Below are 17,667 nucleotides of genomic sequence, written 5' to 3'. Positions count from 1 at the left end.
GAGCGGATGCCTCCGGCGAGCCGGTTCCCCGCACCGCTGGCCGCCGTCGCGCTCGGCGTCGCGGTCGTCGGCTGGCTGGCCCAGGTCTTCTGGAATCCGCTGCCGGAGCCGGCGGGCCTCGTGCTCACGGTGGTGTTCTGGTGGCTCGTGCCGACCCTCACGGTCTGCGCGTTCGTCGCCGCGCTCGTCGGCGGCGGAGTGCTCGGACCGTGGCGCGCCGCCGGGGTCGCGGTGCTCGGGGCGGCGGGGTACGCGTGCGCCGCGCTCGCGGCCATCGGGCTCGGCCAGGGCTTCGAGGCGGCCGACGCCGGGCTGCCGGATCCGCCGCTCACCCGCATCCTGTTCCCACTCGTCGCGATCGGCTGGGTGATCGGCGTCGTCGCCATCGCGCTGCTGCTGGACGCCGTGGGCCGCAGCCGCATGCCGCGCACCGGCGTCCGGGCCGCGGTGTCCGTACTGGTGGGCGTCGTCCTCGCGCCGCTCGCGGGACTCGCCGGTGCGAATCCGGCGTTCTCGATGGTCCCCCCGGCGGCCGTCCTCCTGGTCGAGGTGCTCCGCGGGGCCGAGCACCGGTCGCGCCCGCGGCGGGGAGCGGTGCCCCGTGGCGCCTGGCCGGCCGTCGCGGTACTGGCCTGGCTGGGGCTGCTGGGCGGCACCGGAGGCATCGTCGTGGCGCTGACCGGCACGATGCGACCCGGCGGCCTCGACGGCACCGGGGCGCTGGTGGTCGGCCTCGCCATCGCCGGCATCTCGGCGGTGCCGCTGCTGGTCGCCGTGCTGATCGTGGGCGTCCGCCGGTCGGCGACCCCCGTGCGCGGCGTGGTGGTGCCGCTCGCGGCGCTCGCGGTGGTCGAGCTCACGCCGGCCTGGCACCTGCTCGCGGCGGGCGCGGTCGCCCGGGACGGCTCGGCGGCCGACGTGCTCCCCGGCATGCTCGCCCTGGCCGTCGCGACCGGCTGCCTCGTCTGGGCGGTCGTGCCACTGGCGGGCGCCGCGCGCACGACCGTCGCCACGGTCGCCGGCCTGGCCGTCGCGGCGTTCGGCGCCCTGCTGGCCCCCGCCCTGCCGTTCGCGACGCCGTTCGCCGCGCTCGCGCTGCTGGCCTGGATGCGGCGCGCACGCCGCGATCCCGGTCAGCCGATCGACGACTCCAGCAACGACGCGATCTCGTCCACGTCGAAGTAGTTCCGCACGACGACGATCTCGGCGTGGATGCCGGCCGTCTCCTCGCGCACGCGCGCCTCCAGCTCGGGCGACGTGAGGATCACCTGCGCATCCTCCGCGGCCACCGCGACGCCGTCGACGTCGCTCGCCGTCACGTCCGCCTCGAGCATGAGGCGGTCGAGTGCACGCTCGGCATTGGCCTTCAGGATCGCCGAGGTGCCGATCCCGACGCCGCAGACCGTGACGATCCTCATCGCGCGTCGCCCTCCGGCGCGCCGAGCAGTGCACGGATCTCGCCGGGCTCGTCTGCACGGGCGATGGCGGCCACGATGGCGTCGTCGTTGAACACGTTCGCCAGTTCGGCGACGGATGCCACGTGGGCCTCCGCGTTGCGCACGGCGAGGCCGACCACGACCTGCACCGGGTCGTTGTGGGCGTGGCCGAACGCGACCGGGTGGGCGAGCGTGACGACGCTGATGCCCTCTGCGAGCACCTCGGGGCCGGGCCGGGCGTGCGCGAGGGCGAGACCCGGCGCGACGACGACGTATGCGCCGTACTCCTCGATGACGTCGACCATGCGGTCGGCGTAGGCGGCGGTCGTCGATCCCGAGGCGGCGAGCGCCGCGCCGGCCGCCCGCACCGCGGCGCGCCAGTCCGCCGCATCGACCGCGAGGGCGATGGCGCTGTCGGGAAGTGGGGGAAGGGGCATCCGGTGCTCTCCGGTCGATCGGGCGGGCGCTCAGGCCGCGAACCCGGCGACGATGCGCTCGGCGAGCGCGTCCCGCTCGTCGAGCGGCAGGAACGCGGCGGCGGCGGCGTGCAGCTGGAACGTCTCGAGGTCGCCGAGGTCGTACCCGAAGGTGTCGGCGAGGAGGGCGAGCTCGCGGGTCAGCGTCGTGGCGCTCATCAGGCGGTTGTCGGTGTTCACGGTGACGCGGAACCCGAGCTGGTAGAGGAGGTCGAAGGGGTGGTCGACGAGTTCGTCGCCCCATGCGGCGATCGCGCCGGTCTGGAGGTTCGACGACGGGCTCGTCTCGAGCGCGATCTCGCGGTCGCGCACCCACTGGGCGAGCCGGCCGAGCGTGACGTAGGTGTTCTCGTCGTCCTGTCGCTCGATCGTCACGTCCTCGGCCAGGCGCACGCCGTGGCCGAGGCGCAGTGCACGTCCGTCGACCAGGGCGCCGCGGATGGACTCGAGGCCGTCGGCCTCGCCCGCGTGCACCGTGACCGGCAGGAACTGCCCGGCCAGGTAGTCGAACGCGGTGCGGTGCCGGCTCGCCGGGAACCCGGCCTCGGCGCCGGCGATGTCGAACCCGACGACGCCGCGCTCGCGATGGCGCACCGCCAGCTCGGCGATCTCGAGGGCCCGGTCTGCATGGCGCATCGCGGTCACGAGCTGGCCGATGCCGATCTGCCGGCCGCCGCGGCGCGCGTCGTCGATACCCGCCTCGATGCCCTCCTGCACGGCTTCGACCGTGTCGTCGAGGCTCAGGCCGCGCGCCAGGTGCTGCTCGGGCGCCCAGCGGATCTCCCCGTGCACGACGCCGTCGGCGGCGAGGTCCTGCACGAACTCGCGCGCGACGCGCGTCAGGCCCTCGCGGGTCTGCATGACGGCGGTGGTGACGTCGAAGGTCTTCAGGTACTCGACCAGCGAGCCCGAGTTCGCCTGCGTGGCGAACCAGTCGCCCAGCTCGGTCGCGTCCGTGCTCGGCAGCTCGAGCTCGATGTCGTCGGCCAGCTCGATGATGGTCTGCGGGCGCAGTCCGCCGTCGAGGTGGTCGTGCAGCGAGACCTTCGGCAGGGCCCGGATGTCGGCTCCGCCGCCTTCGAGCCGGTACTCCGGCGATGTCGTGTTCACGATCCCAATGTACCGGCGGCCCGCCGGGGAAGTCTCGGCAATCTCGCAGCACCGGCGGCGCGGTCGGGCGCGTCGGGTCAGGCCGTGATGCGCTCGAGCACGAGGGGCCCGCCGTCGTCGACCGGGTCGCCGGGGTCGCCGATGCGCCACGCGCCCTCGACCGCGTCGAGCGCGCGGGCGAACCGCTCGGGACGGTCGGCCGAGAGCGTGAACAGCGGCTGGCCGGCGCGCACCGGGTCGCCGGGCTTCGCGTGCAGCTCGACCCCGGCCTCGTGGTGCACGGGGTCCTCCTTGCGGGCGCGTCCCGCACCCAGGCGCCAGGCGGCGATGCCGAACGGCAGCGCCTGCTGCTCGACGAGCACGCCGTCGCGGTCGGCCGTCACGACGTGGTGCTCGCGCGCCTCGGGCAGCGGGGCGTCGGGGTCGCCGCCCTGCGCGCGGATCACGCGCCGCCAGGTGTCCATCGCGCGGCCGTCGTCCAGCGCCGCCTCGACGTCGACGTCGTCCTGCCCGGCCAGCGCGAGCATCTCGCGGGCCAGCGCGACGGTGAGCTCGCGCACGTCGGCGGGGCCGCCGCCGGCGAGCACGTCGACCGATTCGCGCACCTCGTTCGCGTTGCCGATGGTGCGCCCGAGCGGCACGTGCATGTTCGTCAGCAGCGCGGAGGTCGCGACGCCCGCATCCGCCCCCAGCTCGACCATGGTCTGCGCGAGCTCGCGGGCGCGCTCGGTCTCCTGCATGAAGGCGCCCGAGCCGAACTTCACGTCGAGCACGAGCGCACCGGTGCCCTCGGCGATCTTCTTCGACATGATCGACGAGGCGATGAGCGGGATGGCCTCGACCGTGCCGGTGATGTCGCGCAGCGCGTAGAGCTTGCGGTCGGCGGGCGCGAGGCCCGACCCGGCGGCGCAGATGACGCCGCCCTCGTCGCGCAGCTGCGCCATGATCTCGTCGTTGCTGAGCGTCGCGCGCCAGCCCGGGATCGACTCGAGCTTGTCGAGCGTGCCGCCGGTGTGCCCGAGCCCGCGGCCCGACAGCTGCGGCACCGCGACGCCGAACGTCGCGACGAGGGGCATGAGCGGCAGCGTGATCTTGTCGCCGACGCCGCCCGTCGAGTGCTTGTCGGTGGTGGGCTTGCCGAGGCCGGAGAAGTCCATCCGCTCCCCCGAGGCGATCATCGCCATCGTCAGGTCGCGGATCTCGCCGCGGGACATGCCGTTCAGGAAGATGGCCATCGTCATCGCCGACATCTGCTCGTCGGCGACGTAGCCGCGGGTGTACGCGTCGACGAGCCAGGCGACCTGGTCGCCCGACAGCTCGCCGCCGTCGCGCTTGGTGCGGATGAGATCGACGGCGTCGAACGCCTCGACGGATGCCACGGTGGTGCTCCTTCGTGTCGCATGGCGCGCTCGGGCGCCGGGTGGATCGTGTGCGGCGTCAGCCCTCGGCGGCTGCGCGGTACTCGTCGAGCTGCCGTGGGCCGAACGCGTCGGGCAGCACCTCGTCGATCGTGCGGATGCCCGAGACGGTGTCGAGCAGCATCCCCTCGACCGAGTGCTCGTACAGCAGCTGCCGGCAGCGGCCGCACGGCATCAGCACCGCGCCGTTGCCGTCGACGCACGCGAACGCGGTGAGCCGCCCGCCGCCGGTCATGACCAGCTCGGAGACGAGCGAGCACTCGGCGCACAGGGTGACCCCGTAGGAGGCGTTCTCGATGTTGCAGCCGCTGACGATGCGGCCGTCGTCGGCGATCGCCGCCGCGCCGACCGGGAAGCGGGAGTACGGCACGTAGGCCTTGGCCATCGCGGCGGATGCGGCCTGGCGCAGCGCCGCCCAGTCGACGGTCGCGGCATCGGGGAGCGTCATGGCGTCACTGCTTCTCGTAGGGGATGCCGGATGCGGCGGGCGGACGCGATCGCCCGACCAGGCCCGCGACCGCGAAGATGGTCACGAGGTACGGCAGCATCAGCATGAACTGGCTGGGCACCGGCGAGCCGAGGACGCCGAGGATGCCCTGGAGGTTCGAGGCGAAGCCGAACAACAGCGCCGCGAGGGTCGCCCGGATCGGGTCCCACTTGCCGAAGATGACCGCCGCCAGGGCGATGAAGCCGGCACCGGCCGTCATCTCGCGGTTGAACGCGGGCACCGAGACGAGCGTGAAGAAGCTGCCGCCGATGCCGGCGATCGCGCCGGCGAGCAGCATGTTCCAGTACCGGGTCGCGGCCACCTTGATGCCGACGGTGTCGGCCGCCTGCGGGTGCTCGCCAACTGCGCGCAGGCGCAGGCCCCACTTGGTGCGGAACATGCCCCACCAGACCAGGAACACGGCGATGTACATGATGTACACGACGATGGTCTGCCGGAAGAGGATCGGACCGATCAGCGGGATCTCGCCGAGGATGGGGATCGGCAGGTTCTGGAAGCGCGTCGGCGAGTTGAGCAGTTGCGCGTTCGGCACCAGCACCTGGGAGAACATGAAGCTGGTCACGCCGATGACCAGGACGTTCAGCACCACGCCGACGATGACCTGGTTGACGTAGTAGGTGATCGCGAACACGCTCAGCACGAGCGCGACGAGCATGCCCGCGACCATCGCAGCGACCAGCCCGGCGATCGGGACCCCGGTGATGGAGCCGACGACGGCCGCCGAGAAGGCACCGGCGAGCAGTTGCCCCTCGATCGCGATGTTCACGACGCCCACGCGCTCGCCGATCACGCCGCCGAGGGCGCCGAAGATGATCGGGACCGCGAGGCCGAGCGCGCCGCCGAGGAGGCCGACCATCGGCACCGTGCCGCCGGCGGCGGCCCACGCGAGGAAGCCGACCAGCACGGCTATCGTGTAGACGATGACCAGCCAGAGCGGGGTCTTCCGCCGCTGCCGGGACAGCCACGCGCTGGAACCGGTCGCGAGCGCCATGATCACGACCGTGACCCAGGCCGTCGCGGTGGCCGGCAGCACGAGGTCGGGCAGCGCGAACATGTCCGACCCCACGGCCAGGCGGAAGGTCGTGTCGCCCTCGCGCGGGGCGAGCGCGTAGAGCACCGCCAGGAGCACGGTGAAGACGGCGAACGCGATCGGCACCTTCCAGCTGACGACCGCGACGCGGTGCTGCGCCTCGGGAGTCGCCGAGGCGGGTGCGGGAGCGGTGGTGGTCACTGGTCCACCCCCTTCGTCGTGGAGCCGGTATCGGCGGCTGCGCGGGCCTGCTTGGCCTTCCGCTCCTTCCGGGTCGGCTGACCCGGCTGCGGCAGGCGGAAGATCGCGCGCACCAGCGGGGGCGCCGCGATGAAGAGCACGATGAGCGACTGGACGACCAGCACGATCTCGATCGGCACGCCCTGGGAGGCCTGCATCGCGAACCCGCCCGCCTTGAACGCGCCGAAGAGGATGCCCGCCGCGAGGATGCCGAGCGGGGTCGAGCGCCCGAGCAGGGCGACGGTGATCGCGTCGAAGCCGATGCCGGCGTCGATGCCGACGCTGAAGCCGCTGGTCGTGGTGCCGAGCACCTGGTCGACGCCGGCGAGGCCGACCAGCGCACCGGCGATGGCCATCACGGTGATGTACACGAATCCCACGTTGATGCCGGCCACCTTCGCCGCGGCGGGGTTCTCGCCGACCGCGCGGAACCGGAAGCCGAGGCTCGAGCGGTTCAGCAGCCACCACACGAATGCGACGGCGGCGAGCGACAGCAGGAAGCCCAGGTGCAGGTTGAAGCGGGGCCCCAGGATCTCGGGGAAGATCGCCCCGGGGTCCATCGGCGGGGTCTTCGGGTTGTTCGACCCGGGTGCCTGCAACAGGCCCTGGGTCGAGAGCATGTACGACAGCAGGTAGAACGCGACGTAGTTGAGCATGATCGTGACGATCACCTCGTGCGCGCCGGTGCGCGCCTTGAGCACGCCGACGATGCCGCCCCAGACCGCGCCGGCGGCGAGGCCCGCGAACACCGCGATGATCATCTGGATCGGCCAGGGCGAGTCGAGGCTGAAGCCCACCCAGCCCGCTGCCGCCGCGGCCATGAGCATCTGCCCCTGCCCGCCGATGTTGAACATGCCGGCGCGGAACGCCAGCCCGACGCCGAGGCCGGCGACGATGAGCGGCGTGGCGAAGTTCAGCGACTCGGTGAGCGGCCGGATCGCGGTGACGAACGAGTCGGCGCGGAAGTTGTACACGGCACCCTGGAAGAGCGCGGTGTAGGCACCCCAGACGGCGTTCCAGATCGCCTCGATCGTGTCGGAGGGACGCGAGAAGAAGTAGGTCGCGGCCTCCTGCACCTGCTCGTCGGTGAAGGCGATCATGATCGACCCGGCGATGATCGCCAGCAGCACCGACAGCACCGAGATCAGGGCGTTGCCGGTGACGACGTTGCGCCAGGCGCTCTGCCACCGGTCGACGCCGGGCGGCGCGTGGGGGTCGTCCGCCGACGGGGGCGGGAGCTCGGTCTCGGGGCTCTTGGCCGTGCTCATGCGGCTGCTCCTTCGGGGCGCTCGCCGGCCATCATGAGGCCGAGGACGTCGCGCGGGGTGTCGGCGGGCACGATCCCGACGACCCTGCCGCGGTACATGACGAGGATGCGGTCGGCGAGGGCCTCGATCTCGTCGAGCTCCGTGGAGACGACCACGACGGGGACGCCCGCGTCGCGCGTCTCCACGATGCGCTTGTGGATGAACTCGATCGACCCGACGTCGACGCCGCGCGTCGGCTGGGCCGCGACGAACAGGCGCAGGTCGCGCGAGAGCTCGCGCGCCACGACGACCTTCTGCTGGTTGCCGCCCGAGAGCCGGCCCGCCGGGGTCTCGATGCCCGGTGCGCGGATGTCGAACTCGGCGAGCTTCTCGCGCGCGAAGTCGTCGCGGTGCTTCAGCTGCAGGCTCCCGCCCTTCACGAACGGCTCGCCGAAGCTGCGGTCGAGCATGAGGTTCTCGGCGATCGTGAACTCCCCGACCAGTCCGTCGACCGTGCGGTCCTCGGGCACGAAGCCGATGCCGGCGTCGAGCGTGTCACGCACCGACGCGTCGACCAGCTCCTTCCCGTCGAGCATGATCGAGCCGCTCACGTGGTCCTGCAGGCCGAGGATCGCCTCGGCGAGCTCGGTCTGCCCGTTGCCCTGCACGCCCGCGACCGCGAGGATCTCGCCCGCGCGGACATGGAAGGAGACGTCGTCGACGATCACGAGGCCGGTCGGGTCGCTGACCGTCAGGTCCTTCACGACGAGGGCCTCGTCGCCGAGCTTCGGCGGGTCCTTCTGCACGGTGAGCTCGACCGCGCGGCCGACCATCAGGGAGGCCAGTTCGGCGTTGGAGGCGGTCGGCTCGGCCTCGCCGACGACCTTCCCGAGCCGGATCACGGTGATGCGGTCGGCGACCTCGCGCACCTCGCGGAGCTTGTGGGTGATGAAGACGATCGACGCCCCGGCCTCCTTGAGCTGGCGCATGATGCCCATCAGCTCGTCGGTCTCCTGCGGGGTCAGCACCGCGGTCGGTTCGTCGAAGACGAGCACGCGGGCGTCACGTGACAGGGCCTTGATGATCTCGACCCGCTGCTGCACGCCCACCGGGAGGTCCTCGACGATCGCGTCGGGGTCGACGTGGAAGCCGAAGCGCTCGGAGATCTCGCGGACCTTCGCGCGCGCGGCGGGCAGGTCCAGGCGGCCGCCGAACGAGGTCTCCTCGTGGCCCAGCATGACGTTCTCGGCAACGGTGAAGACGGGAATGAGCATGAAGTGCTGGTGCACCATGCCGATGCCCGCGCCCATCGCATCGCCGGGCCCCTCGAAGTGCTGCACCCGGTCGTCGAGGAGGATCTCCCCCTCATCGGCACGGTACAGCCCGTAGAGCACGTTCATGAGGGTGGACTTGCCGGCGCCGTTCTCGCCCAGGAGGCAGTGGATCTCTCCCGGCTCGACGGTGAGCGAGATGTGATCGTTGGCGACGAGCGAGCCGAAGCGCTTGGTGATGCCTCGGAGTTCGAGCTTCATGGTCCGATCCTATTGACGGGGCCGCCGTCGGCGGCAGGGTCTCACGGGGATTCGCACGGATGCGCGCAGATGCAGGCCGGTCTGCGCGGATGCGCAGGCGGTGGGAGCCGGAGAGAGACGCGACGGGGAGGCCGGCCGCGTGGCCGTCCTCCCCGTCGTCGGTCGCCTCAGGTCAGCTCAGGTACGAGGTGACCTCGATCGAGCCGTCGATGATGCCGGCCTTGAGGTCCTCGATCTCCTGCTTGAGCTCGTCGGACACGGCGTCCTCGAAGTCGTGGAACGGCGCGATGCCGACCCCGTCGTTCTCGAGCGTGCCGATGTATGCCTCGGGGTCCCACTCGTCCATGCCCGCGGCGAGCACGGCCTCGTAGGTCGAGACCTTCATGCCCTTGAGGATCGACGTGAGCACGTACGGCTGCGTCGTCGGGTCGGTCTCGTAGAAGTCGGCGTCGACGCCGATCAGCGCGATGTCCTCGCCCGAGTCGTCGATCGCGGCGATCGCCGACTGGTAGATCGGGCCGCCGACCGGCAGGAGCACGTCGACACCCTGGTCGATGATGTTCTGCGCGACGTTCTTGGCGTCCTGGTTGGCCTCGAAGCCACCCGTGAAGGAACCGGTCGAGCCGTCCCAGCCGATGACCTCGACGTCGGCGCCCTTCTCCGAGTTGTAGTAGTCGACGCCCTGCTTGAAGCCGTCCATGAAGATGGTGACGGTCGGGAACTCCATGCCACCGAAGGTGCCGACCTTGCCGGCCTCCGAGTAGCCCGCGGCGAGGTAGCCCGCGAGGAACGCGGCCTGCGCGGTGTCGTACAGCAGCGGCTTGACGTTCTCGGCGTCCTTGGTGCCGTCGAAGTCGTTGTCGGCCGCGTCGTCGATGAGGACGTACTCGAGGTCGGGGTTGGCGTTCGCGGACTCGACGGTGTCGGCCGACAGCGCGAAGCCGACGGTCACGATGGTGTCGCAGCCCTGCGAGACGAGGCTCTCGAGGTTGGGGCCGTAGTCGGTCTCGGCGTTCGACTCGACGTCGATGAAGTCGGTGCCGAGCTCGTCGGCCGCCTCCTGGACGCCCTCGAAGCTGAGCTGGTTGAACGACTTGTCGTTGAAGCCGCCGGCATCGGAGACGATGCAGGGCAGGTAGTCGATGGCCTCTGCGGCCTCGCCGCCGGTCTCCTCCTCGGGAGCCGACGCGCAGCCTGCCAGCAGCACGATGGCGCCGAGCGTGGCGAAGCCACCGGTCGCGGCCTTCCGGATCGAGATGGTCACTGTGTCCTCCAAGTGCGGGGGTGCGCCCCGACACGCGCGGGGCTCGTGGCTGTCACGTTACTCAATGTTGCGTTACGGCTCTGTATCGTGCATCGCCCGCGCGCGAAAGGTTATGAAGCCGCGACATAGTGCTCAGATGAGCACGGCCGCACGACGCATCCGGCCCCTCGACCGGGGGTCAGAGCACGTCGCTCGAGCCGCCCATGCGCAGCGCGTCGACGACCGACTTCACCCGCTGCGCATGCTCGCTCGTCGTCACCAGCAGGGCGTCGGGCGTGTCGACCACCACGATGTCGCGCACCCCGATCAGGCTGATCACGCGCTTGGATCGGCTCACCACGATGCCGCTCGACGCGTCCGCGAGCACCCGCGCGTGCTCGCCGAGGATCGCGAGGTCGCTGGCCCGTCCGGCGGTGTTGAGCTTCGCCAGCGACGCGAAGTCCCCGACGTCGTCCCAGTCGAAGCGACCGGGGATGACCGCGAGGCGCCCGGCCGCCGCCGCGGGCTCCGCGACGGAGTAGTCGATGGCGATCTTCGTGAGCGTCGGCCAGATGCGGTCGACGGCGGGTCCGCGCGTGACGGGATCGTCCCACGCCGCCGCGAGCTCCACGAGCCCCGCGTGCAGCTCGGGCTGCGAGCGGCGCAGCTCCTCGAGCAGCCGGTCGGCCCGGGCGATGAACATGCCCGCGTTCCAGAGGTGGTCGCCGCCCTCGACGTACCGCTTCGCGGTGTCGAGGTCGGGCTTCTCGACGAACTCCGACACGGCGAGCGCGTGCTCGGCGCCGGCGACCTCGAGCGCCTCGCCCGTGTGGATGTAGCCGAACCCGACCGCGGGCTCGGTCGGCGCGATGCCGATGGTGGTGATGTACCCGGCGTCCGCCGCGGCGATCGCCTCGCGCACGGCGGCGCGGAAGCCCTCGCCCTGGCCGATCACGTGGTCGGCGGCGAACGAGCCCACGATGACCCCCGGCTCGCGTCGCTCCAGGATCGCGGCGGCCAGCCCGATGGCGGCCGACGAGTCGCGCGGCTCGGATTCCAGCACGATGTTCTCGTCGGTGAGCGCCGGCAGCTGCTGCTCGACGGCGGCCCGGTGCGCGCGCCCGGTGACGACCATGATCCGCTGGTCGCCGGCGATCGGCGCGAGCCGCTCCCAGGTGTCGCGCAGCAGGGTCTGGCCCGACCCGGTCAGGTCGTGCAGGAACTTCGGGGCGTCGGCGCGCGACAGCGGCCACAGGCGGGAGCCGATGCCGCCGGCGGGGATCACGCTGTAGAAGCGCTCGAGCGCTGTGGTCTCCGTCATGCGCGTCAGGCTACCCCGTCGCCGTGTCGCGTTCATGACGCGTTCCACGGGCCGCCACCTCCCCTCCGTAGCGTCACGACCGTGAGAGTCGCGGTGGTCACCGAGAGCTTCCTTCCCACGGTCAACGGGGTCACGACCAGCGTGTGCCGCATCCTCGAGGCGCTCCGGGAGCGCGGCGACGAGGCCGTCGTCATCGCGCCGACGGACGGCGACGGCACGTATGCGGGGCACCCGGTGGTCGGAGTGCCGGCGGTGGCATACCGCCGCTTCCCGGTGGGGCTGCCGGGCCCGAGCGTGCAGCGCACGCTCGAGGCGTTCGGGCCCGACCTCGTGCACGCCGCGTCCCCGTTCCTGCTCGGCGCCGAGGGCATCGCCGCCGCCCGCCGGCTCGGCGTGCCGAGCGTCGCCGTCTACCAGACCGATGTCGCCGGGTACGCGCTGCGGCACCGCTGGGGACGCGGGGCGGCCCGGCTCGCGCGCGCCTGGGTGCGTCGGGTGCACGAGCAGGCCGGCCTCACGCTCGCGCCGTCCGGCGCCGCCGTCGCGGAGCTCGAGGCGCTCGGCGTGCCGCGCATCGCCCGCTGGGGCCGCGGGGTGGACCTCGACGGGTTCCACCCGAACCTGCGCACCGACGCACGCACCCGCGCGCTGCGCCGTGCGCTCGCCCCGGGCGGCGAGGTGCTCGTCGGCTACGTCGGCCGGCTCGCACCGGAGAAGCGCGTCGAGCGCCTCCGCGCGCTCCGGGGCCTCCGCGACATCCGGCTGGCGGTCGTCGGCGACGGCCCCGCCGCGCCCGACGTGCGCCGCGCGCTGCGTGGCGTGCCCACCACGTTCCTCGGCCAGCTCACGGGCGACGAGCTGCGCACCGCCTACGCCGCCCTCGACGTGTTCGTGCACACCGGCACCGAGGAGACCTTCGGCCAGACCATCCAGGAGGCGCAGGCGAGCGGATGCCCCGTGGTCGCGCCGCGCGCCGGCGGCCCGATCGACCTCGTCGACCACGGGCGCACGGGCCTGCTCTACGCTCCGGACGACGACGACGCCCTCGCCGCCGCCGTGGCCGGGCTCGTCGCGGACCCGGCGCGCCGCGCCCGCATCGGCGAGGCGGGTCGGCGCGCCGTCCGCGAGCGGTCGTGGGCGCACGTCTGCGGCGAGCTCTTCGCGCACTACGACGCGGTCGTCGCAGGGCGGGCCGCAGCCGCCGCCGGCGCGGTCGCGAGTACACAGGGTTAGGGTGACCTAACCGGCGATGCCGCCGGGAGCGGGACTAGACTCGGCGCTGGATGCCGCATGCATCCGCGCCCGTGTTCCGGGCAACCACCACAGCCAGGGAGGGTCGTTTCATGTCGCAATCGACGGCAGGAACCCTGACAGCGCCCGAGGAGCCGGTGAAGCGATCCCGGCCCGGCGGCACGCTGTATCGGGGCAACGAGGGCATGTGGTCGTGGGTGCTGCATCGCATCACTGGCGTCGCCATCTTCTTCTTCCTGCTGGTGCACATCCTCGACACCGCACTGGTGCGGGTGAGCCCGGAGGCGTACAACGTCGTGATCGGCGCCTACCAGACGCCGATCATGGGGCTCGGCGAGGTGGCCCTGGTCGGTGCGATCGTCTTCCACGCCTACAACGGCCTGCGCATCATCCTGGTCGACTTCTGGGCTTGGGCGACCCGGCACCAGCGCCTGCTGTTCTACATCGTCATCGGCCTCTGGGTGATCACGATGCTCGGGTTCGTGCCGCGGCACCTGATGAACGTCTTCAGCCACTAGGAGGGGCGCGACCGTGACCACCATCGAAGCCCCCCGCTCCCCCAGCCGTCCCGCGCGTCGAGGCCCGAACCTCGAGAAGTGGGGCTGGATCTACATGCGCGTCTCGGGCATCGTGCTCGTCGTGCTGATCTTCGGCCACCTCTTCGTCAACCTGCTCGTCGGCGAGGGCGTCAAGGCCATCGACTTCGGCTTCGTCGCCGGCAAGTGGGCCAGCCCGTTCTGGCAGTGGTGGGACTGCCTGCTGCTCTGGCTGGCGCTCATCCACGGCGCGAACGGCATGCGCACGCTCGTGAACGACTACACGAACCCCGGACGCGTGCAGGTCACCCTGAAGGGCGCCCTCCTGGCGTCCGTCGTCGTGCTGCTCGTACTCGGCACCCTCGTCATCTTCACGTTCGACGCGTGCCCGGCCGGCTCGCCCGCCGAGCTGCTCCCCTCGTTCTGCCCCGCCGCCTAGGAGTCCTGTGAATCCCGCGAACGCCACCGCCGAGTCCACCGTGGTCGACGGCGTCCACTACCACCAGTACGACATCGTGATCGTCGGCGCCGGAGGCGCGGGCATGCGCGCGGCCATCGAGGCCGGGCCGAACGCGAAGACCGCGGTGATCTCGAAGCTCTACCCGACGCGCTCGCACACGGGCGCCGCGCAGGGCGGCATGGCCGCCGCGCTGGCGAACGTCGAGGAGGACAGCTGGGAGTGGCACACCTTCGACACCGTCAAGGGCGGCGACTACCTCGTCGACCAGGACGCGGCCGAGATCCTCGCGAAGGAGGCCATCGACGCGGTCATCGACCTCGAGAACATGGGGCTGCCGTTCAACCGCACCGCCGAGGGCAAGATCGACCAGCGCCGCTTCGGCGGCCACACCCGCGACCACGGCAAGGCGCCCGTGCGCCGCGCCTGCTATGCGGCCGACCGCACGGGCCACATGATCCTGCAGACGCTGTACCAGAACTGCGTCAAGCACGGCATCGAGTTCTACAACGAGTACTACGCCCTCGACGTGGTCATGACCGAGGTCGACGGCGTGGAGCAGCCGTCGGGCGTCGTCGCCTACGACCTGGCGTCGGGCGAGCTGCACGTGTTCCAGGCCAAGGCGATCATCTTCGCCACGGGCGGCTTCGGGAAGATCTACAAGACCACCTCCAACGCCCACACCCTGACCGGCGACGGCGTCGGCATCATCTGGCGCAAGGGCCTGCCGCTGGAGGACATGGAGTTCTTCCAGTTCCACCCGACCGGCCTCGCCGGACTCGGCATCCTCCTCACCGAGGGCGCCCGCGGCGAGGGCGCGATCCTGCGCAACGCCTCGGGCGAGCGGTTCATGGAGCGCTACGCCCCGACCATCAAGGACCTCGCCCCGCGCGACATCGTCGCACGGTGCATGGTCCAGGAGGTCGCCGAGGGACGCGGAGCCGGCCCGCACAAGGACTACGTGCTGCTCGACTGCACGCACCTGGGCGCCGAGGTCCTCGAGACGAAGCTCCCCGACATCACCGAGTTCGCGCGCACGTACCTGGGCGTCGACCCGGTGTACGAGCCCGTTCCGGTCATGCCGACCGCGCACTACGCGATGGGCGGCATCCCGACCAACGTCAGCGCCGAGGTGCTGCGCGACAACGAGACCGTCGTCCCGGGCCTGTACGCCGCGGGCGAGTGCGCCTGCGTGTCGGTGCACGGCTCGAACCGCCTCGGCACCAACTCGCTGCTCGACATCAACGTCTTCGGCAAGCGCGCGGGCCGCAACGCGGTGGAGTACGTGAAGACGGCCGAGTTCACGCCGCTGCCCGACGACCCCGCGGGCGCCGTGCGCGGCATGCTCGAGCAGCTCCGCGCCTCGACGGGCACCGAGCGGATCGCCGCGATCCGCAAGGAGCTGCAGGACGAGATGGACCGCTCGGCGCAGGTGTTCCGCACCGACGAGTCGCTCGAGCACGTGACGAACGTGATCGCCGGCCTCCGCGAGCGGTACACGAAGATCGCCGTGCACGACAAGGGCACCCGCTTCAACACCGACCTCCTCGAGGCCGTCGAGCTGGGCTTCCTGCTCGACCTCGCCGAGGTCGTCGTCTACTCGGCCCGCAACCGCAAGGAGAGTCGCGGCGGCCACATGCGCGACGACTTCCCCGATCGCGACGACGAGCAGTACATGCAGCACACGATGGCCTACCTCACGGGCGACCCGCACTCGTCGCACGCCGACGACCACATCTCGCTCGACTGGAAACCCGTGACCATCACCCGCTACCAGCCGATGGAGAGGAAGTACTGATCGTGTCGACCGCCACCATGGACGCGGATGCACCCGAGGCCGAGACCGCCGTTCCGTCCTTCACCGTCACCTTCATCATCCGCCGGTTCGACCCCGATGCCGACGCCGAGCCGCGCTGGCAGGACTTCGACGTCGAGATGTACCCGACCGACCGCGTGCTCGACGCCCTGCACAAGATCAAGTGGGAGCAGGACGGGTCGCTGACCTTCCGTCGCTCGTGCGCCCACGGCATCTGCGGCTCCGACGCGATGCGCATCAACGGGCGCAACCGCCTCGCCTGCAAGACGCTGATCAAGGACCTCGACATCTCGAAGCCGATCTACGTCGAGGCGATCAAGGGCCTGCCGCTCGAGAAGGACCTCGTGGTCGACATGGAGCCGTTCTTCGCGTCGTTCCGCGAGGTGCAGCCGTTCCTGCAGGCCACTTCCGCCCCGGAGCCCGGCAAGGAGCGCATCCAGGACGTCGTCGCCCGCGAGCGCTTCGACGACACCACGAAGTGCATCCTGTGCGCCGCGTGCACCACGTCGTGCCCGGTGTTCTGGACCGACGGCCAGTACTTCGGGCCGGCGGCGATCGTGAACGCGCACCGCTTCATCTTCGACTCGCGCGACGACGCGGCGCAGGTGCGCCTCGACATCCTGAACGACAAGGAGGGCGTGTGGCGCTGCCGCACGACCTTCAACTGCTCCGACGCGTGCCCGCGCGGCATCGAGGTCACCAAGGCGATCTCGGAGGTCAAGCAGGCCATCATGCGCGGCAAGCCGTAGGCACCATCCTCCGGAGGAGTCGGGCGGCGTGAGCGATCGGGGGAACCGGAACGGGCGCATCGCCGCCGTGCCGACCGGTTCGGGCGACCCCCGGGACGAGCAGGAGGAGGGCGTCGGCGAGACCCGCGGGCGCCTCGAGGCCGTCACGGTGCGCCTGCGCGATCGCTTCGAGGAGCCGGTCAGCGCCGTCACGACCCTGACCCGCCGCACCATGGAGATCTTCCCGGTGCGCGTCTGGCGCAACTTCCTCTGGCGCAACGGATTCCTCATGTCGGCGGGCATGAGCTACATGGCGCTGTTCGCGGTGTTCGCCGCGATGTTCGTCGCCTTCTCGGTGGCCGGCCTGTGGCTGACCGGCAACCCCGAGGTGTTCACCGCGCTGGTCGAGCTCATCAACACCTACGTGCCCGGGCTGATCTCCGCCGACGACGTCGAGGGGGTCATCGACACCGACGAGCTGACGAGGCTCGCGACGCAGAGCCTCAGCCTCTTCACGATCACGGGCGTGATCGCCGTCGGCGGTCTGCTCTGGACCGCCGTGAGCTGGATCACCTACTCGCGCATCGCGGTGCGCTCGATGTTCGGCCTCGCGCGCGACGCGCGCGCGTACGTGCTGCTGAAGGCGCGCGACTTCGTGATGGCCATCATCTTCGGGGCGGTGCTCGTGCTCACGGCCTCGCTCAGCGTGGCGACGACCACCGCGTTCGAGTGGGTGCGCAACGTGATCGGGCTCGATCTCGCCTCGAGCTGGACCGGCCTCGTCGTGCGGCTGGGCGGCCTCGTGGCCGTGCTCCTGCTGAACACCGCGGTGCTCGCGACCATGTTCCGGTTCCTGTCGGGCGCCGCGGTGCCGTGGCACCGCCTGTGGCCGGGCTCGATCCTCGGCGCGATCGCGCTGGGCGTGGTGCAGGCCCTCGGGAGCACGGTGCTCGGCGCCGCCAGCCGCAATCCGCTGCTGGCCACCTTCACGGTCTTCATCGCGCTGCTGCTCTGGTTCAACCTGACGAGCATCATCACGCTCGTCGCCGCCTCCTGGATCTCGGTCGCGGCCGCCGACCGCAACGAGACGCTGCGCCGCGTGACCCCCGAGCAGCTCGAGCGCGAGCGACGCGAACGCGAACGCAACGCCCAGCTCCTCGCCGCCCGCGTGGCGGTGCGCGACGCCGAGGAGGACGTCGATGCTGCCGGGTTCTTCCGCCGCCCGTCGGCCCGGCGCCGGCTCGCCCGCGCGGAGCAGCGCCTGGAGCGTCTCCAGGCCCGCTTCGACGCGGAGGATGTCGCCCGCCTCCCCTAGAAT

At 71.5% G+C, this 17,667-nt stretch carries 17 protein-coding genes; 7 read left to right on the top strand and 10 right to left on the bottom strand.

Annotation, left to right across the window (positions count from 1 at the left end; translation table 11 throughout):
- Window positions 1-6: 6 nt before the first annotated feature.
- Window positions 7-1,185 (top strand): hypothetical protein, encoded by a 1,179-nt coding sequence (locus tag ABZK10_RS10900; protein ID WP_353809221.1) that lies wholly within the window; start codon window positions 7-9, stop codon window positions 1,183-1,185.
- Here ABZK10_RS10900 and ABZK10_RS10895 read toward each other — a convergent pair.
- From ABZK10_RS10895 to ABZK10_RS10850, 10 genes are all read right to left on the bottom strand, one after another.
- Window positions 1,134-1,418 (bottom strand): PTS sugar transporter subunit IIB, encoded by a 285-nt coding sequence (locus ABZK10_RS10895; RefSeq protein WP_353809220.1) that lies wholly within the window; start codon window positions 1,416-1,418, stop codon window positions 1,134-1,136. The genes ABZK10_RS10900 and ABZK10_RS10895 overlap by 52 nt on opposite strands.
- Window positions 1,415-1,873: a PTS sugar transporter subunit IIA gene (locus tag ABZK10_RS10890; protein ID WP_353809219.1), complete on the bottom strand. Its 459-nt coding sequence runs from the start codon at window positions 1,871-1,873 to the stop codon at window positions 1,415-1,417. Before ABZK10_RS10890 ends, ABZK10_RS10895 begins: the two co-directional genes overlap by 4 nt.
- Before the next feature lie 30 nt (window positions 1,874-1,903).
- Window positions 1,904-3,022, bottom strand: a complete 1,119-nt coding sequence (locus ABZK10_RS10885) for an adenosine deaminase (RefSeq protein WP_353809218.1) — start codon at window positions 3,020-3,022, stop codon at window positions 1,904-1,906.
- Window positions 3,023-3,099: 77 nt separating this feature from the next.
- Window positions 3,100-4,401: a thymidine phosphorylase gene (locus ABZK10_RS10880; protein WP_353809217.1), complete on the bottom strand. Its 1,302-nt coding sequence runs from the start codon at window positions 4,399-4,401 to the stop codon at window positions 3,100-3,102.
- A gap of 58 nt (window positions 4,402-4,459) precedes the next feature.
- Window positions 4,460-4,888, bottom strand: coding sequence for a cytidine deaminase (locus tag ABZK10_RS10875; RefSeq protein ID WP_353809216.1), 429 nt, complete (start codon window positions 4,886-4,888; stop codon window positions 4,460-4,462).
- Between the two features lie 4 nt (window positions 4,889-4,892).
- Window positions 4,893-6,179 carry an ABC transporter permease gene (locus ABZK10_RS10870; RefSeq protein WP_353809215.1) on the bottom strand — a complete coding sequence of 429 codons (1,287 nt, stop codon included), beginning with the start codon at window positions 6,177-6,179 and terminating at the stop codon, window positions 4,893-4,895.
- Window positions 6,176-7,486 carry an ABC transporter permease gene (locus ABZK10_RS10865; RefSeq protein ID WP_353809214.1) on the bottom strand — a complete coding sequence of 437 codons (1,311 nt, stop codon included), beginning with the start codon at window positions 7,484-7,486 and terminating at the stop codon, window positions 6,176-6,178. Before ABZK10_RS10865 ends, ABZK10_RS10870 begins: the two co-directional genes overlap by 4 nt.
- Window positions 7,483-8,997: an ABC transporter ATP-binding protein gene (locus ABZK10_RS10860; protein WP_353809213.1), complete on the bottom strand. Its 1,515-nt coding sequence runs from the start codon at window positions 8,995-8,997 to the stop codon at window positions 7,483-7,485. Before ABZK10_RS10860 ends, ABZK10_RS10865 begins: the two co-directional genes overlap by 4 nt.
- A gap of 172 nt (window positions 8,998-9,169) precedes the next feature.
- On the bottom strand, window positions 9,170-10,261 hold the full coding sequence (locus ABZK10_RS10855; protein ID WP_436408512.1) for a BMP family lipoprotein: 1,092 nt from the start codon (window positions 10,259-10,261) through the stop codon (window positions 9,170-9,172).
- Window positions 10,262-10,439: 178 nt separating this feature from the next.
- A complete protein-coding gene (locus ABZK10_RS10850; protein WP_353809212.1) occupies window positions 10,440-11,561 on the bottom strand; it encodes a mannose-1-phosphate guanylyltransferase in 1,122 nt (373 codons plus the stop codon).
- An 81-nt stretch (window positions 11,562-11,642) separates the two neighbouring features.
- On the opposite strand from ABZK10_RS10850, the gene ABZK10_RS10845 reads away from it, so the two are divergent.
- The 6 genes from ABZK10_RS10845 (at window position 11,643) to ABZK10_RS10820 (ending at window position 17,664) form a co-directional block, all read left to right on the top strand.
- A complete protein-coding gene (locus tag ABZK10_RS10845) occupies window positions 11,643-12,794 on the top strand; it encodes a glycosyltransferase family 4 protein (RefSeq protein WP_353809211.1) in 1,152 nt (383 codons plus the stop codon).
- 110 nt (window positions 12,795-12,904) lie between these two features.
- Window positions 12,905-13,330, top strand: coding sequence for a succinate dehydrogenase, cytochrome b556 subunit (sdhC, locus tag ABZK10_RS10840; RefSeq protein ID WP_353809210.1), 426 nt, complete (start codon window positions 12,905-12,907; stop codon window positions 13,328-13,330).
- A 13-nt stretch (window positions 13,331-13,343) separates the two neighbouring features.
- Window positions 13,344-13,787 (top strand): succinate dehydrogenase hydrophobic membrane anchor subunit, encoded by a 444-nt coding sequence (locus ABZK10_RS10835; protein WP_353809208.1) that lies wholly within the window; start codon window positions 13,344-13,346, stop codon window positions 13,785-13,787.
- A 7-nt stretch (window positions 13,788-13,794) separates the two neighbouring features.
- Entirely contained in the window at window positions 13,795-15,603 is a 1,809-nt protein-coding gene (gene sdhA, locus ABZK10_RS10830) for a succinate dehydrogenase flavoprotein subunit (RefSeq protein WP_353809207.1), read from the top strand.
- Window positions 15,604-15,605: 2 nt separating this feature from the next.
- Window positions 15,606-16,370 carry a succinate dehydrogenase iron-sulfur subunit gene (locus tag ABZK10_RS10825; RefSeq protein WP_436408511.1) on the top strand — a complete coding sequence of 255 codons (765 nt, stop codon included), beginning with the start codon at window positions 15,606-15,608 and terminating at the stop codon, window positions 16,368-16,370.
- A 28-nt stretch (window positions 16,371-16,398) separates the two neighbouring features.
- Window positions 16,399-17,664: a YihY/virulence factor BrkB family protein gene (locus tag ABZK10_RS10820; RefSeq protein ID WP_353809206.1), complete on the top strand. Its 1,266-nt coding sequence runs from the start codon at window positions 16,399-16,401 to the stop codon at window positions 17,662-17,664.
- Window positions 17,665-17,667 lie beyond the last annotated feature (3 nt).

This window comes from Agromyces sp. SYSU T00194 (assembly GCF_040496035.1).
Lineage (GTDB): Bacteria > Actinomycetota > Actinomycetes > Actinomycetales > Microbacteriaceae > Agromyces > Agromyces chitinivorans.
The sequence above is the reverse complement of the archived record's forward strand: the minus strand, read 5'-3'. Positions and strand labels throughout refer to the sequence as shown.

Excerpts from the sequence above, each read along its gene's own strand:
- ABZK10_RS10900 (WP_353809221.1), top strand. The coding sequence starts at position 7 with ATGCCTCCGGCGAGCCGGTTCCCCGCACCGCTGGCCGCCGTCGCGCTC.
- ABZK10_RS10895 (WP_353809220.1), bottom strand. The coding sequence starts at position 1,418 with ATGAGGATCGTCACGGTCTGCGGCGTCGGGATCGGCACCTCGGCGATC.
- ABZK10_RS10890 (WP_353809219.1), bottom strand. The coding sequence starts at position 1,873 with ATGCCCCTTCCCCCACTTCCCGACAGCGCCATCGCCCTCGCGGTCGAT.
- ABZK10_RS10875 (WP_353809216.1), bottom strand. The coding sequence starts at position 4,888 with ATGACGCTCCCCGATGCCGCGACCGTCGACTGGGCGGCGCTGCGCCAG.
- ABZK10_RS10865 (WP_353809214.1), bottom strand. The coding sequence starts at position 7,486 with ATGAGCACGGCCAAGAGCCCCGAGACCGAGCTCCCGCCCCCGTCGGCG.
- ABZK10_RS10860 (WP_353809213.1), bottom strand. The coding sequence starts at position 8,997 with ATGAAGCTCGAACTCCGAGGCATCACCAAGCGCTTCGGCTCGCTCGTC.
- ABZK10_RS10850 (WP_353809212.1), bottom strand. The coding sequence starts at position 11,561 with ATGACGGAGACCACAGCGCTCGAGCGCTTCTACAGCGTGATCCCCGCC.
- sdhC (WP_353809210.1), top strand. The coding sequence starts at position 12,905 with ATGTCGCAATCGACGGCAGGAACCCTGACAGCGCCCGAGGAGCCGGTG.